Origin of the sequence: Corynebacterium freneyi, from assembly GCF_030408835.1 — a bacterium.
Taxonomy (GTDB): domain Bacteria; phylum Actinomycetota; class Actinomycetes; order Mycobacteriales; family Mycobacteriaceae; genus Corynebacterium; species Corynebacterium freneyi.
This window is the reverse complement of sequence record NZ_CP047357.1, coordinates 1,757,731-1,773,843: the sequence shown is the minus strand read 5'-3', so window position 1 is coordinate 1,773,843 and position 16,113 is coordinate 1,757,731. Positions and strand designations below refer to the sequence as shown.

The window sequence follows — 16,113 nt, the reverse complement described above, 5'->3', positions numbered from 1 at the left end:
ACCGGCTATTGGGGAAGCGGGGCGAGGGCGGCCCCGGCCGCCGGGTCGGATTGCGTCGGCTGGGTGGTCGGCGGGGGCGGCTGCGTGGGCTGCGTCGGTTGGGTGGTCGGTTGCGTCGGCGGAGTCGTCGGCTCGGGCGGTTGGGTGGTCGGCTCGGGCGACTGCGTCGGCGCGGTGGTGGGTTCGGTGGTCGTGCCGGACTCGCCGGTGCTCGGCCGGGTGCTTGACGACGTCGACGTGTCGGGCTCCGAGCTTTCCGACGATGTCGGCGTGGTCGTCGTCTCCGTGAAGGTCGTCGTGGTGCGCGGGGGTGCCGATCGGGACTTCGACGTCGAGGAGGGCTTCGGCGGAGTCCGGTGGCTGGTGGTCTCCTCTTCGACGGGCGGGGCGTCGTCGTCGGGGGCGGGCAGCGCGAAGGCGAGGACGGACCCGACGGCGAGCAGGATCACGGCGATGGGGGCGATGAACCGCCAGCGCCGGTCGAGGACCGCGGCGGGCGCCTCGGGGTCGGCGGCCGCGCGTCGTTCGCGATGTTCGTGCCACAACCACCATCCGGCGGGCAAGAGCATGCCGCCGGCCAGTGCGGCGCCGATGGCGACGCCGGGCCACCCGCGCCAGACGATGGCGGCGATGAACGCGATGACGCCGACGATCACGGCGACCGCCACGAGGATCCTCTTCCACGGCGCGGGCCCGGAGTAGTCGACGTCGAAGTCGTCTGCTGCGCCCATGTCGTCGTGTCCTCGGTCGTCGTTGCCCGTGTCGTCGTTCCGCATCGTGCCGTCCACTCTACGGCGTCGGCGACCTGTGCGGGCATCGGTCGAGGTCACCGCCCCGGTCGGGATCCGGTCGCGCCCCGGTTGCCGCCCGGCCTTTGCCGGCCGTGCGCGATCGGGACCTCCCCAGGGTGGGCGCAGGGCCATCCCGACAACAGGAAAAACCCCGACCACCTGCAATGACAAGTGATCGGGGTCGAATTATCCGTGCCCCCGGTGAGACTCGAACTCACACTGTGTGGGTTTTGAATCCACTGCCTCTGCCAATTGGGCTACGGGGGCGCTCCAGGTCGCTTCACTCCCGGCGCGGGCCGTCGCAAAGCAACGTGAAGAATACTAGCGCACCGACTCCGGCTCAGAGAAACGGTGCTGCACCCACGCGACGATGCCGACGATGAACGCCCCCAACAGGAACAGTCCCAGGGCCATCGGCCAATCGTCGCCGGCGCGCAGCATCGAACCGTCCTCGGCCTGCCACGGCCACAGGGCGCGCAGCGAACCGAGCAGCAGACCCGCCATCGCCATCATCGTCACCGTGTGCTTGTGCGCCAACAGCCACTCCAGCAGACGGACGAACAGGACGATGCCCACCAGCGCGCCGAGCATGAACGTGCCCAGGTACGCGAAATTGCGCTGGTCGACCGCCGCCATCGTCGGCGCGTACAGACCGACCACGAGCAGGAAGAACGAACCGGACACGCCCGGCAGAACGAGCGCGCAAATCGCCACCGACGCGGCGAGGAACACCACCCACAGCGCCGGATCCGACGACGAGGTGGACTGCGGCAGCGACGTCAACCAGAACGTGCCCACCGCGAAGAGCACGAAGACCGCCAACGCCTTGCCGCGCACCCCCGGCCGGTCCAGCGCACCCGGGCGCACCTCCTGGAACGGAATGAGCGCCGACATGGCGATCATGCCCATGAACAGGGCCTTCGACGCCACCGGCTTATCCGTGACGAAGGACTCCATGATGCCGGCCATGGAGAAAACCGCCGCCAGCATGCCGACGGCGACCGGCAGCAGCAGCCACCAATCGATCTTGCGGGCCGACGCGCGCCAATCGCCCTTCGTCGCCAGATCCTTCGGGATCTCCGTGATGTGCTTCGCCGACGCGATCAAACGCTCGTAGATGCCCGTGATCAGGGCGACGGTGCCGCCGGACACGCCGGGGACCGTCTCCGCCAGGCCGATGAGGCCGCCGCGGACGACGTTGGCGACGGTGCCGCCGACCGTCGGGGGACGGGGGTTCGTGGTGGTCGCCGGGCCGTCCACTTGTGCGGACGCGTGGTGCGCGCCGTCGCTGCGGGAGGGGCGGGCGTTGTCGTTGGTATCCATCGCGTCGGGATGTTACCGGGTCGGCGCCGAAAAACCGGTGGTGGCAAAGGGTAGTGCGCGTCACATCCGCGATCTGGCCCTGTCATCGGGCGATCGGTGCCGTGACGCTCACGTGGACGGCGGACGGCTGGCGCGGTGCTGCGCGGGTGGGGGGCGGTCAGTCCCCGGCGTTGGCGACCGGGACCTCCGTCGGGGTTTCCAACACCCGCTGGATGTGGGCGCCGTAGGACTTCACGGCGTCGGCTCCCTCCGACGGGATGCCCCGGGCGTAGCTGACCAGCACCGTGCCCAGGCCGGTGTACATGGCCAGCGCGTACTGGCAGCGCTGCTCGGCGTCCTCGTCGCCGTTGACGGCCGGGGCCTCGTCGCGGATGCGATCGAACAGGGCGCCGCCGATGACCTCCTGGAATTGGTCGGTCACCGTCTTCACCGCGGCCGGGCTGCCGGCGGTGGCCATGAGCAGGGCGATGAGGGAGCCCGTGGAGGAGCGGTCGCCGTTGATGGCGTCGTCGGCAAGCGTCGCGCCGATGTCTTCGAAGGCGGCCTCGCAAATGAGGTCCTTCATCGGGGAGAAGTTGATCAGCTCTTCGAGCAGGCCTTCCTTGGTTCGGAAGTACTTGATGATCAACGGCGCGCTGACGCCCGCTTCCGAGGCGATCTCCTTCAGGGAGACCTTCGCGAAGGGCTTGCGGGTGAAGTAGTCCGCAGCCACCTCGACGATGCGAGCCCGGGTGGCAGCGGAATTCTGGCGCCGGGGTCGTGAGGTATCGCTTTCCATGATCAATAGCTTAAAGCTTGGGGGTCCGCGTACCCACAAGCACCCCCGGGTATTTCGATCGACGGTGGTGAATGGGGGACACCCGGGGCCCAAAAGGGGGAGGAGTGACCCTGGGGCGGCCGTCCGTTGCGTACTCGCCGCATTCGCCGCGGGCCTCGCACTCGCCGCGCTCGCTGCACCCTCCGCGCGTATCGTGCCCCTCCGTCCGGCGCCGGTGGTCATCGCCGTCGGCGGTGCGGTGGCGCCGTTTCCTACACTGGTCGGCATGAAACGAACCCTGATGCTCGTCGATGGCCACTCCATGGCGTTCCGCGCCTTCTTCGCGTTGCCCACGGACAACTTCTCAACGACGGGCGGGCAGTACACCAATGCGGTGTACGGGTTCCTGTCGATGCTGTCGAACCTCCTGGCGGAGGAGAAGCCGACCCACGTCGCGGTGGCCTTCGACGTCGGGCGCAAGACGTTCCGCACGGACAAGTTCCCGGAGTACAAGGCCCAGCGCGAGAAGACGCCCGAGGAGTTCCGCGGCCAGGTTCCGCTGCTGAAGCAGGTGCTTCAGGAGATGGGCATCGTCACCCTGGAAAAGGAGAACTACGAGGCCGACGACATCATCGCGACCTTGGCCACGGAGGCCCTGCCGGAGGGCTTCGAAACCTTCATCGTCACCGGCGACCGTGATGCGCTGCAGCTCGTCAACGATTCGACGACCGTGCTGTACCCCATGCGCGGCGTGTCCACGCTGCACCGTTTCACGCCGGATGCGGTGAAGGAGAAATACGGTCTGACGCCGACGCAGTACCCGGATTTCGCGGCGCTGCGCGGCGATCCGTCGGATAATCTGCCGGGCGTGCCGGGGGTGGGCGAGAAGACGGCGCAGAAGTGGATCCTCCAATACGGCAGCCTGGCGGAGCTCATCGACCGGGTCGACGAGGTGCGCGGCAAGGTGGGCGACAATCTCCGCGAACGCGTCGCCGCAGTGCAGATGAACCGCGACCTCACCGAGATGGTCAAGGATCTTCCCTTGCCTTATGGTCCGGAGGAGCTGGAGCTGCGTCCGGCGAACGCCCAGGGCATCGCCGATTTCTTCGATCGCCTCGAATTCGGAGAATCCTTGCGCGACCGCGTTTTCCGCACGCTTGCCGTCGAGGGGGCGGGCGTGACCGCGAGCGAGGGCGACTCCGGCACGCAGGTCGCCGTCGTCACGATTGACGACGGCGACCTCGGCGCGTGGCTGCGCTCCCGCCGTGGCCCGGCGGCCGTCGACTATTCCGGCGGGGAGCTGGCCATCGCCGCGTCGGAGTCGGAGGAACAGCCGGGATCCGGTGAAGCCGACGGTGACGCGGCCGGTGCCGCCGCCTCCGCCGACGCCGCCCCGCAGTCGATCGATGCCGTCGTCCTCGATCCCGCCGCCCTCGTCCCCGCCGACGCGGAGGCGCTGGCGGAGTGGCTCGCCGGCGACCACCCGAAGCTCGTCCACGACGCGAAGTCGACCATGCACGCGCTGTGGGACCACGAACTCGAGCTCGGCGGCGTCATCCACGACACCTTCCTGGCCTCCTACCTGCTGCGGCCGAGCCAGCGCAGCTATTCGCTGGACAACATCCTCCAGCGCCACCTGAACCGCACGCTCGCGCAGGCCGAGGGGCAGCTGACGCTTCTCGACGAACCCGGCCCCGGCAACGCCGACCGCGTCGCGGCGGTCTACGACCTGGCGGGCGCGCTGGCCGCCGAACTCGACGACAACGGCCTCTACGCCGTCTACGCCGACATCGAGGTTCCGCTCGCGCCGGTCCTGGGGCGCATGGAGCGGGCCGGCATCGCGGTGGACGTCGACAAGCTGAAGAGCCTGCGCGATCAGGCCGCCCGGGCCCAGTCGACGGCGGAGGACGCGGCGCGCGAGATCGTCGACCGCCCCGAGCTGAACCTGGGCTCGCCCAAGCAGCTGCAGGAAGTCCTGTTCGACCAGCTGGGCATGCCGAAGACGAAGAAGACCAAGACGGGCTATTCGACGGCGGCCAAGGAACTGGAGAACCTGGCCAAGACCAACGATCACCCGTTCCTCGAGCGGCTCATGGCGTTCCGCGAGGCGCAGAAGATGAAATCCACCGTCGAGGGCCTGATCAAGGCCGTCGGCGAGGACGGCCGCATCCACACGACGTTCAACCAGACCGTCGCCGCCACCGGCCGCCTGTCGTCGACGGAACCGAACCTGCAGAACATTCCCGTGCGCACCGAGTTCGGCCGCGAGATCCGGTCGGCGTTCGTCGCCGGCGAGGGGTACGAGGGCCTGGTCACCGCCGACTATTCGCAGATCGAGATGCGCGTCATGGCGCACCTGTCCGGCGACGAGGGGCTCATCGACGCCTACCGGCGAGGCGAGGACCTGCACAACTACGTCGGCTCGAAGGTCTTCGACGTGCCCATCGACGGCGTGACCCCGGAGTTGCGCCGCCGCGTGAAGGCGATGTCCTACGGCCTGGCGTACGGGCTGTCCGCGTTCGGTTTGGCGCAGCAACTCGACATTCCGCAGGGCGAGGCCAAGCGCCTGATGGAGGAGTACTTCGAGCGTTTCGGCGGCGTGCGCGCGTACCTGGACGGGGTCGTGGAGCAGGCCCGCAAGGACGGTTACACGGCGACCCTGCTCGACCGCCGCCGCTACCTGCCGGACCTCAATTCCGACAACCGGATGGCCCGGGACATGGCGGAGCGGGCGGCGTTGAATTCGCCGATCCAGGGCACGGCGGCGGACATCATCAAGGTGGCCATGCTCCGCGTCGACGATGCTTTGCGACGGGGCGGCGCCGGCGCCGAGGAGCCTGTGGGTGACGGCGCACTGAAGTCGCGGGTGCTGTTGCAGGTCCACGACGAACTCGTCGTGGAGGTGGCCCCGGGCGAGCGGGAGGTCATCGAGGAGATGCTGCGCCGCGAGATGGATGCCGCCTTCGAGCTGAAGGTGCCGTTGGAGGTTTCCGTCGGGGCGGGCGCGAACTGGGACGAGGCCGCGCACTAGGGGCGGATGGCCACCACCGTCGGCGCTGACCTCGGCGCTGCCCGCTGACTATGGCCGGATGGCTACCACCATCCCCTTGAGCGGCAGGTGCACGAGGATCTCTGCGGGGCGGCCCACTCCGGCCAGCTCCAACGCGTCGGCGTAGCCGGCGAGCTGTCCGATGTACGTGGCGCGCACGTGATCGAGCGGGTCGTCGCCCGGGTAGGTTTTGTGGTCGATGAGGACCACACGGCCGTCGGGCAGTTCCAGCAGCTGGTCGATCCAGCCCTCGTGGACTTGGTGGTAGTCGTTGCGCCAGGTCACCGGCACCTCAGAGCGGATCGTGGCCCCGGGGTATTCCGCCTCGAGCCAGGACAGCCAGCGGTCGCCGACGTCGGCGAGCGTGTCGGCGTCGACGTGTGCGCCGACGCCCCACGCGTCGACGAGCCGTGTCGCCGCGTCGGCGCGCACGTTCTCGGGGAGAATCGTCAACGGCAGTCCGAGGTACCCGTGGACGGCTTCGCCGACGCGCTCCCAATGCTGCCCGCCGCCGGAGACGAGCGGTGCACCGAGGACGGCGCGTTCGACGACGGCCGCGCGGTCCTTCTGCCCGTCGGTCGCGGTGATCGAGGACGGCGCCACGCGGGCGGGGACCAGACGGTCCACGGGGGCCGGTCCGCGCAGGGAGTCGAGGCCGGGGCGGTGGCGCGACGGCGCCGGTTGCGCGGCGTCGGACTCGTCCCACGCCATCGTGTCGATTCGGGCGGGCACGAACGCCTCGTTGCCATCGGCGTCGGTGATGGTCACGTTCGCATCCCCGAGGGCCATGGTGACGCCGGTGCCCCGCACGGCATCGAAGTCGACGAACCCGGAACGGGCGCACAGGATCGAATGCTTGGCCGCACGGGTCAGCGACACGTAGGCCAGACGGCGTGCGTCCTCGATTTCGGCTGCGGCGCGCTCCTTCTGGACGGGCTGGGCGGCCATCGTTTCGACGATGAGCGTCGCCTTGTCCGGGGCGGCCGGCCAGAACCGCAGGTGGCGTTCGCCGAGCGGATCCTCCAGCGTCGGCGCGTTGCGGGAGGCAACCCAGTGCCCGTCGGGGGTGAACCGATCCCTCGGCTTGGGCACCGCAACGCACACGGCGTCCCATTCCAGGCCCTTCGACGAGTGCATGGTGCCCACGTAGACGGAATCGGCGTCGCCACCGGCCTGCGGCAATTCTTCGAGGGCGTCGAACCAGCCGAGGAAACCGGACAGCGACGTCGCCCCGCCCGCCGAGCGCGTTTCATCCTGGTACAGGCGGGCCAACCCGGTGAATGCGTCGAGGGACCCCATGCGCCGCGACGGCCGCGTCCAGCCGACGATGCGGCGGCGCAGGTCGAGCGCGTCGATGACCTGCCGCACGCATTCGACGGGGGTGAGGTTGACCGCCGCACCGCGCAGTTCGCGCAGCGGGGCGAGGGCGTCGTCGCGGGCCCATTCGGCGAGCAGGTCGGCTCGCGAGTCCTTGGTGGTGTCGGCCGCGGTGAGCTGTTCGAACCAGGTGTCATGTGCGACGTGGTCGTCGCACAGCACGATGAGTTCGACCAGCGCGCGCGTATCCCTTTCGTCGAGCAGGAAGCCCAGTGCCGCGCGGATGATCTGCCCCTCCCGTGCGCGGCGCAGGTCGGCTTTGTCTCCGCTGCAGGCAATGCCCGCCGTGGTCAACTTGTCGACGATCGTCTCGACGTTGGCCGTCGACCGGGCGAGTACGGCGATCTTTCCGGGCGCGATGCCCTCGTCGATGAGCGAGGCCACGCCGGCCGTGATCGCGTCGAACCACGGTGCGTTCGAGGTGCCCTTGTCGGTGGTGGGCCGCCAGATGCGCACGTCGCCGCCGGCATGTTCCCGCTTCTTCGGCTCGGCGACGCTCAACCGGACATCGGCGTCGGGCATGGCGGCGGAGAACAGTTCGTTGGTCAGGGCCAGGGGAAGTTCGTGGGAACGCCAGGATCGGTCGAGCTTTTCGACGGTTCCGTCGATGGCCAGTTCATCGAATGCCGCCGCCATGAGCTGGGGGTCCGAACCGCGGAAACCGTAGATCGACTGCTTCGGATCGCCGACCCAGATGACCTCGCCCGCAAGCTTGCCCAGCTCGAAGAAGAGGGCGAGCTGGATCGGGTTGGTGTCCTGGAACTCGTCGACGACGAGGACCTCGTACGTTTCGGAGATGGCCGCCCGCACCGACGCCGACGAGCGGATGATGTTCAGCGCCAGGACCTCCTGGTCGGTGAAGTCGATGAGGCCGAGTTCCTTCTTGTAGGCGTCGTAGGCCGTCAGGCACTCCGCCGCGGTGATCAGCACCAGGCGGGTCAGGGTCGTCATGTCCGCGCGGTAGGCGGGATTGGCGGCGATGTCCTCGGCGATGTCGGCGAAGTCCTCGAAGGCCGCGGCAATCGGCTTCGGCGAAGTGACGTGCCCGAGTTTCGCCCACTCGTTCCACGTGATGCGGTCGAGGTCCCCGCCCATCTTCTTCGCGAGATCCCCGTACATGCGCTGCCTTCTCTGCGACGTCGCGGTCTGCTTCGCGGCCGAGGCGTCGTGTGCGATGGCCGCAGTGCAGGCCGTGATCGCGTGCTTCGCCCACTCGGCGCGCTCGTCGTCGGCATCTTCGACGGTGATGTGGTCGAGGACGTCGATGAGATCGGCGACGGATTCATCGGCGCCGGCCGCGAGGGCCTCGGGGGCGATGAGGTTCTGGCGGGCGGTGTCGGCCACGGCCCGGACGGTGGCGGCGAACGACTCGCGGACGTCGAACTCGTGGGCATCGACGGGCCTGTCGTAACCGGTGCGCAGGAAAAGGCCGCGGTGGGTGTTTTCCGCGTCGGCGATGACGGAGTCGCAGGCGAGCTCGAAGGCTCGGCTCGCCGCATCCTCGGTCAGGGTCTCCAACTCCGGGGACAGTCCGGCGTCGATGGCGAAGTCGCGCAACAGCGTCGCCGACACCGAGTTGACGGTGCCGACAAGGGCGGAACCGATGGCCTGGGCCTGCTCGACCAGGCCGTATTCCAGCAGTTTCGAGCGGATGCGTTCCGAAAGCTCGTCGGCGGCCTTCGTGGTGAAGGTCGTGGCGATGATGGCCGACGGCGACAACCCGTCCTTGATGCGGTCCGCGAGCTTGCCCGTGATCGTATAGGTCTTGCCGGTGCCGGCGCTGGCGGTGATGATGGTCGATTTCATGGTGTTCGTCTGATTCCCGTCGCTCATGACAGATCGGCCTCGACGCCGGTGATGATTCCGTAGTCCACGTATTTCGCGGTATCCACGGGCAGGTACAGGCTCTGGGCGTCGGCGGCCTCCGCGGCCTTGGCGGACGACTTCTCCAACTCGCGTGGCTTTCCGTCGGCCGCGTTGATCAACGCGTTTCCCTCGTCGCGGACGACGCCGGAGAACATGATCTCGGACAGGGCCTTTTCCACGGAGGCCACCGCCCGTTGCCACAGGACGTCGGGGGAGAGGGCGGACCCGCCTTCGGCGCCGTCGCCGAGTTCCGGCGAGGTGGAGTCGAAGCGTCCGTACTTCAGCTCGAAGTAGGCGGTGACGATGCCGTCCAGCGGCAGATCGTCGGCGACCGACCATGCGTAGGTGGCCAGCTGCAGGGATCGCCCGTCGTTGATGAGATCCCGGTACTTGGTGCGGGACACCGAGTACTTCATGTCGATGACGACGGTGCGGCCGTCCGACGTTTCGGCGTCGAGGTCGCGGAAACCGCCCATCGTCACCTCGTGGGCGTGGGCCGCCCCGGATTCGCCGGACTGGTCGGGGGCGCGCAAATTCAGCGTCAGCGCACGCTCGATGGGGGCTTCGGCGGCGGTGACGATCATTCCGCCGCGGCGCAGGGTGCCGAACAATTCGGTGATGTTGTCCACTGCCTCGGTCTCCACCTGCTGGCGCAACCGCGCATTCCCCGGAAGGTCGAGTTCGGAGGCGTAGTGGGGCAGCAGGCGGTCGAAGCAGACGCGCACGGTTTCCCGGGAGCAGCCGTCCAGATCCTCTTCGACGATCGTCTCGACGATCGCGTGCAGGAACGTTCCGATCATCCGGTTGCCGGTCGGGATGTCGGTCACCCAGCCCTCGCGGATGCGCAGGGGATGGGACAGCAACCACTCGAGGCGGTGGATCAGCAGCTTTTCGATCTGCGAGTAGGACAGCCGCTCCGGCAACAGGTGGGTGCCCGCGGGCACGGTGCGCACCTCGGCGGCGGACTTGACCGCCTCGGCATCGGGAACATGTGGCTCGGGGACCTGCAGCGGCAGGAACGCGTCGCCGTACTTCCAGGTTCCGTCGACGACGAGCTCGTGGGCGGTCTTCTCGACCTCCTCGATCTTCGCGCCCGCCTCCGTGACGTCGTGGGTGGCGAACGCCAGCACGGGGTGCCGTGCGGTGGCGGTGCCGTCGATGGAATCCGGGACGATGGCGATGACGGTGCCCGCCCGGCGCAGACCGGCCAACTCGGCGGTGGAACGCAGCCTGGCGAGTTCCCCCGGGTCGGGGACGGTGATGCCCGCCTCGGCGAGGGCCCGCACTTCCGCCGGCGTCCAAATGCGGCGGTGCACCCGACCATCGTCGACTGCACCCCACCACAGAACGGGGCCGCGGATGCGCAGCAGCGCCGGCGACGGCAGCCGCGGGTGCTCGGAGGCTTCGGCACCGGCCAGGGGAGAGGTCTGGGGCGTGCCGCAGTCTTCGACGATCCGCTGCAACTCGCGTTCCCCGACGTCGGATGCCTGTCCGAGCACCTCGATGGCGGTGAACACGGACTGCGCCGCGATGAGCAGTTCGGGTGCCGCGAACCGGGCGCCGAGCCTCTGCACCCGCCGCGCCAGCCACTCCAGCGGCCCGATGATCGCGGCGGTGGGGCAGGTCCCGCCCGCGAACTCGATGCGGGAGGTGCGGAAACACGCGTCGAGGGTCGCGATGATCTCCTCGTTGCGCGCCGCCCGCTCCGTTTCCCCGGCCGCCGCGTCTTCCGCGATGTCCGCCCGGATTTCCTCCAGTGCGGCCATCCACGCCGGTCCGCCGACGCCGGGTTGGGCGGTCAGCGCCCCGAGGAGGGGCCGCCGGATGGCGGCGGGCACCACGCCGAGCTTGGTCACCGCGCCGGATTCGGAGTCCGTGGTGGTCAGGCCCAAGTCCAGGAATGCGGCGATGGCGTGGACGTCGATCGGCCCGCAGATGGCCGCCAGAAACAGAGGCAGCACCTGGGCCGTGGCCCGCTGGTCCGACGCCTCCGATGCGCCGAGCCGGGGCAGACCGCGCCGCGCGAGCTCCTGGTCGAGGACGTCGGTGTGATGGGTGGCCACCAGCGCGGTGTCCGGTGCCGTCGACAGGATTCGGGCGGCCGTTTCCGCCGCCTCCCATTCCGTGGCGGCGGTGATCACCCGCAGATGTTGCAGCGCCGCCGGCGCGTCTTCCTCGGCCGCCGTCACGCCGAGAGCCGCGAGGTCCGCGATGATCCCCGGCCACGGCGCCGGCAGCGCCTCCGTCGAGCCGAGGACGGTCAAGCGGTCGATGCCCGGCGGCCACTCGACGCCATCGGTGACGAGCCCGCGCAGCATCGCCGCGACCTCGCGCACCGAATCGGCCGCCCCCGGAGCGTCGAAAAGCGCCTCCGCCTCCGCCAGATCGGCCAACCGGGGAGAACCGCCCGGCACCGCCGCCCCACCCCAGCCGACGGCGACGAGCTCGTCGCGCCAGGCCAGCATCTTCTTGGCCACGGCCCACGGGTCGACGTCGAAGGACTTGCCGCACCACAGCCGCGACGTCTGCGCCAGTGCATCGCGGTACGCGCCGATGCGCAGGGGATGCTCGGTCTCGGGCGCCGTCAGCCCCAGCCGCGTGCGCAGGATCCCGGTCAAACCCGCCGGCCCGACCGTCGCGTGCCCGAGCGTGGCCCGCGTCCCCCGTCGGCCGCCGGGCTGTTCCCACCCGGCTCCGTCGAGGCCCCAACCGAAAGTGATGTCCATGCCGCCGATGGTAGAAAACCTCGTGGATCGCAGCCGGAATCTTTTCGAACAGGTGTCCCCGGACGGCCCGGACACCGTCTCCCGCGTGCACCTGCGCGGCCCCTGTTCCGGCGCGCGCCTGCCCGGCCCTACTCCGCCAATCGAGTCACGAAAATCGCGGTCCCCGGGATGACGGCCCCGCGCGGCGGCGATCATTGGCCCCACGTCACGTCGAGGTCCTCGGGCCATTCGGGTTCGACGAGGTCCTCGAGGACGAAGCCCGCCGACACCAGGTCCCGCACCCGGTCGCCCATGGTGCGGTGGTGTTCGACGTAGATCGCGGTGCCCGCGTCGTCGCGTTCCACGTACGGCGTCCGGTGGAAATAGGGGATGCCCGCCTTCAGCCCCGCCGGTCCGGGGTCGTCGGGGAAGCACCAGCGCACGGGGTGGGTCACCGAAAACACGAATCGTCCGCCGGGCCGCAGCACGCGGGCGACGCCGCGCATCAGTCCGGCGGAATCGGCCACGAAGGGGATGGCGCCGAACACGGAGAACGCGATGTCGAAGGAGTCGTCTGAAAACGGCATCGCCGCGGCGTCTGCCTGCACCAGGTTCACGCCGGTGATGTCCCGCGGGCTTTTCGTGCGTGACGACGGCCCGCGCCCCGGTCGCGCGCCGGAGTTCCCGGCTGCCGCCGCCGTGACCCCGTGGTCGAGCATGCCCATCGACACGTCGAAGGCGGTCAGGGACTTCGGAGGGCGGTGGGCCGCCAGCCAACGTGAACACGGCGCGGACCCGCAGCCGATCTCGAGGACGTCGGCGGTGGCGAGCACGTCGGCGTCGCCAAGCAACGAAGCGTGTTCCTCGCGGAGCATCGCCCCATTCGTCACACCCGCAACACCCGGGCCCGACCTGCGACGGAACTTGATTCGGTGCAGGTCGACGCGTATCGTGTTCGCGGTATGCGTGCGCGACCAGCGTACGCCTGCCGATCCGGCGTCTCCATCTCCCGACCCGAGCCGTCCGCGACGGCCCCACGAGGGCCCGTGCGGGTGTCCCGGGACGACGAGGTGCGTAAACCGGATCGACCTTGTCCATCACGATTCCTATCCGCTTCGGAGCAACCAACACATGCCCACCTCCAACACCCCTCAGGTCGCCGTCAACGACATCGGCACCGCTGAGGATTTCCTCGCCGCCGTCGACTCCACGATCAAGTACTTCAACGATGGCGACATCGTCGAGGGCACCGTCGTCAAGGTCGACCGCGACGAGGTCCTGCTCGACATCGGCTACAAGACGGAGGGCGTCATCCCCTCCCGCGAGCTGTCCATCAAGCACGATGTCGACCCCGACGAGGTGGTCGAGGTCGGTGACGAGATCGACGCCCTGGTCCTCACCAAGGAGGACAAGGAAGGCCGCCTGATCCTGTCCAAGAAGCGTGCCCAGTACGAGCGCGCCTGGGGCACCATCGAGGACCTCAAGGAGAAGGACGAGCCGGTCACCGGTACCGTCATCGAGGTCGTCAAGGGCGGCCTGATCCTGGACATCGGCCTGCGCGGCTTCCTGCCGGCGTCGCTGGTCGAGATGCGCCGCGTCCGCGACCTGCAGCCGTACATCGGCCAGGAGCTCGAGGCGAAGATCATCGAGCTGGACAAGAACCGCAACAACGTGGTCCTGTCCCGCCGTGCGTGGCTCGAGCAGACCCAGTCCGAGGTCCGCTCCGAGTTCCTGCACCAGCTGCAGAAGGGCCAGGTCCGCAAGGGCGTCGTGTCCTCCATCGTCAACTTCGGCGCCTTCGTCGATCTCGGCGGCGTCGACGGCCTGGTCCACGTTTCCGAGCTGTCCTGGAAGCACATCGACCACCCGTCCGAGGTCGTCCAGGTCGGCGACGAGGTCACCGTCGAGGTTCTCGAGGTCGACCTGAACCGCGAGCGCGTCTCCCTGTCGCTGAAGGCGACCCAGGAGGACCCGTGGCGCGTCTTCGCCCGCACCCACGCCATCGGCCAGATCGTCCCGGGCAAGGTCACCAAGCTGGTGCCGTTCGGTGCGTTCGTCCGCGTCGAGGAGGGCATCGAGGGCCTGGTCCACATCTCCGAGCTGGCCGAGCGCCACGTCGACGTCCCGGACCAGATCGTGTCCGTCGGCGAGGAGGCCATGGTCAAGGTCATCGACATCGACCTGGACCGTCGTCGCATCTCCCTGTCGCTGAAGCAGGCCGACGAGGACTTCACCGACGAGTTCGACCCGACCAAGTACGGCATGGGCGACTCCTACGACGAGCAGGGCAACTACATCTTCCCGGAGGGCTTCGACCCGGAGACCAACGAGTGGATGGAGGGCTACGAGACCCAGCGCGCCGAGTGGGAGGCCCGCTACGCCGAGGCGGAGCGCCACCACCAGCTGCACGCCGCCCAGATCGAGCGTCACCGTGCGCAGGCCGCCGAGGCCGCCGCGACCCCGTCGAACTACTCGTCCGAGACTTCGGAGAACGCCCCGGCGTCGACCGAGGCTCCGGCCGAGTCCGGCGGCACCCTCGCCTCCGACGAGCAGCTGGCCGCCCTGCGCGCCCGCCTGTCCGGCAACTGAGCGAGTCGCTGATCCGGTGCGGCGGTTGATCCGCCGGCCGTGATCGTCGGGCCCCGGCCCCGTCCTCCGCGGAGGGCGGGGCCGGGGCTTTTCGTTTCAGCGGTGTACCGGGCGGATTCTAGGAGTCGTTGCAACACCAGCGGATCAAGACGCGTCCAGTAAAGCACTCATCCGCTGAGCCGGTGTGTCCCATCCAAGAGTTTTCCGGGGACGACCGTTGAGCTGCTGGGCGACGAACTCCAGGTCCTCCGGCGAATGCGCCGACAGGTCAGTTCCTTTGGGGAAGTACTGCCGCAACAGGCCGTTGGTGTTTTCATTGGTACCGCGTTGCCAGGGACTGGCCGGATCGCAGAAGTACACCGGGCATTCGGCTGCGACGCTGAACTGCTTGTGGCCGGCCATCTCCGAGCCTTGATCCCAGGTCAACGATCCCCGCAGGTGCGTGGGCAGCGAACCGATCGCCGCGGTGAGCCCATCACGCACGGCGGTGGCACCGTGACCGGCAGGCAGATGCACCAGGATGACGTAGCGGGTCGTGCGTTCAACCAGCGTGGCAATGGCGGACTTGTTGGCCGCACCCAGGATCAAGTCGCCTTCCCAATGCCCGGGCACCGCCCGATCCTCGACATCGGCGGGCCGCTGGCTGATCATGACCATGTCGTCGACGAAGCGTCGCCGCCGCTGGGCCGGGTCACCGTTGGGCACTCGCCGTGCGCGGCCGGTGCGCAGCGCTGCGGCGACTTGCTTTTTCAGCCCGCCGCGGGCTTGGACGTAGAGGGCCTGGTAGATCGTTTCATGGCACACGTGCCACTCCTTGGCGTGGGGATAGGCCCGGCGTAGCCATGCAGCGATCTGTTCGGGGGACCACCGCAGATCCAACTTTGTTTGGATCAGCTGCGCCAGCATCGCGTCACCGGCGATTTTGGGTTGTTTGGGCCGAAGCCTACGGGCCGCGGCTTTGCGTGCTGCGGCGATGGGCCGGTAGGGCCCGTCGGCGCTGCGGTTGTTGGCTAACTCGCGGCTGATCGTCGACGGGCTACGTCCCAGGTGCCCGGCGATGGCCCGCATGGACCATCCTTCCCGCCGCAGGTCGGCGATGGTTTCCCGTTCAGTCAGCGACAGGTAGCGCGGGTGGATCCGGTGATACGGGTCAATGGTGGGGTGATTGGCGGGATCGGGTTGCCGGCCGGGTTCGATGACGTCATGGTGCGTCAGCAAAGTGGTCATGAGTCTGTTGTACTGGGCGGCGTCGGCGCCGGTGGGGATGAAGCGTGTGCGCGGCCGGGTACCGGTTTTGGTTACCCCTTTGTCGAAGTCCAAGGCGGTGCGGGGGCTGATGCCGCAGGCTGCGGCGGCATCGGTGCGGGTCAGTGCTGATAGACGCAGCGTTAGATACTCGACTCGGCGAGTTGTCGCTGCGGCACCGCGAGGCATCGGGCGGGGTTGGTGGACGCCGGCGGCGCGGGCGGCGTTGAATACCGCCGAGATGCTGATGCCACAGTCACGGGCGGCTTGGGTCAGGGTGGAACCGGCCGCAACGCGGTCGACGGCCCGGTTGATGGTGTCGGCCGGTGGTGTTGGCCGTGGTGGTACCAGGCCATGGGTGTGGGCGAAGTTGAGGCAATGCCGGTAGTGCAGTCCCAGCGTGTGGGCCGC

At 68.9% G+C, this 16,113-nt stretch carries 8 protein-coding genes, 1 tRNA gene and 1 pseudogene; 2 read left to right on the top strand and 8 right to left on the bottom strand.

Features of this window, described 5'->3' with window-relative positions:
- Positions 1 to 5: 5 nt before the first annotated feature.
- The 4 genes from CFREN_RS07905 to CFREN_RS07890 all read right to left on the bottom strand — a co-directional run bounded on the left by CFREN_RS07905 (position 6) and on the right by CFREN_RS07890 (position 2,892).
- On the bottom strand, positions 6 to 776 hold the full coding sequence (locus CFREN_RS07905) for a hypothetical protein (RefSeq protein ID WP_209652700.1): 771 nt from the start codon (positions 774 to 776) through the stop codon (positions 6 to 8).
- Positions 777 to 984: 208 nt separating this feature from the next.
- Positions 985 to 1,058: transfer RNA gene (locus CFREN_RS07900), tRNA-Leu, on the bottom strand.
- Positions 1,059 to 1,112: 54 nt separating this feature from the next.
- On the bottom strand, positions 1,113 to 2,114 hold the full coding sequence (locus CFREN_RS07895) for a DUF368 domain-containing protein (protein ID WP_083291288.1): 1,002 nt from the start codon (positions 2,112 to 2,114) through the stop codon (positions 1,113 to 1,115).
- A gap of 157 nt (positions 2,115 to 2,271) precedes the next feature.
- Entirely contained in the window at positions 2,272 to 2,892 is a 621-nt protein-coding gene (locus CFREN_RS07890) for a TetR/AcrR family transcriptional regulator (RefSeq protein WP_141742973.1), read from the bottom strand.
- 280 nt (positions 2,893 to 3,172) lie between these two features.
- Between CFREN_RS07890 and polA the strand changes: the two genes are divergently transcribed.
- Entirely contained in the window at positions 3,173 to 5,902 is a 2,730-nt protein-coding gene (polA, locus tag CFREN_RS07885) for a DNA polymerase I (protein ID WP_209654621.1), read from the top strand.
- A 48-nt stretch (positions 5,903 to 5,950) separates the two neighbouring features.
- On the opposite strand, the gene CFREN_RS07880 is transcribed toward polA, so the two are convergent.
- From CFREN_RS07880 to CFREN_RS07870, 3 genes and pseudogenes are all read right to left on the bottom strand, one after another.
- Positions 5,951 to 9,130 (bottom strand): UvrD-helicase domain-containing protein, encoded by a 3,180-nt coding sequence (locus CFREN_RS07880; RefSeq protein ID WP_209652702.1) that lies wholly within the window; start codon positions 9,128 to 9,130, stop codon positions 5,951 to 5,953.
- A complete protein-coding gene (locus tag CFREN_RS07875) occupies positions 9,127 to 11,889 on the bottom strand; it encodes a PD-(D/E)XK nuclease family protein (RefSeq protein ID WP_070522530.1) in 2,763 nt (920 codons plus the stop codon). The genes CFREN_RS07880 and CFREN_RS07875 overlap by 4 nt, the downstream gene beginning before the upstream one ends.
- Before the next feature lie 194 nt (positions 11,890 to 12,083).
- Positions 12,084 to 12,818, bottom strand: a pseudogene (locus CFREN_RS07870) (class I SAM-dependent methyltransferase); the annotation flags it as partial.
- A 181-nt stretch (positions 12,819 to 12,999) separates the two neighbouring features.
- On the opposite strand from CFREN_RS07870, the gene rpsA reads away from it, so the two are divergent.
- Positions 13,000 to 14,457 carry a 30S ribosomal protein S1 gene (rpsA, locus tag CFREN_RS07865; RefSeq protein WP_035122564.1) on the top strand — a complete coding sequence of 486 codons (1,458 nt, stop codon included), beginning with the start codon at positions 13,000 to 13,002 and terminating at the stop codon, positions 14,455 to 14,457.
- A gap of 144 nt (positions 14,458 to 14,601) precedes the next feature.
- On the opposite strand, the gene CFREN_RS07860 is transcribed toward rpsA, so the two are convergent.
- Positions 14,602 to 15,828: an IS30 family transposase gene (locus CFREN_RS07860; protein ID WP_141742971.1), complete on the bottom strand. Its 1,227-nt coding sequence runs from the start codon at positions 15,826 to 15,828 to the stop codon at positions 14,602 to 14,604.
- Between the last annotated feature and the right edge of the window lie 285 nt (positions 15,829 to 16,113).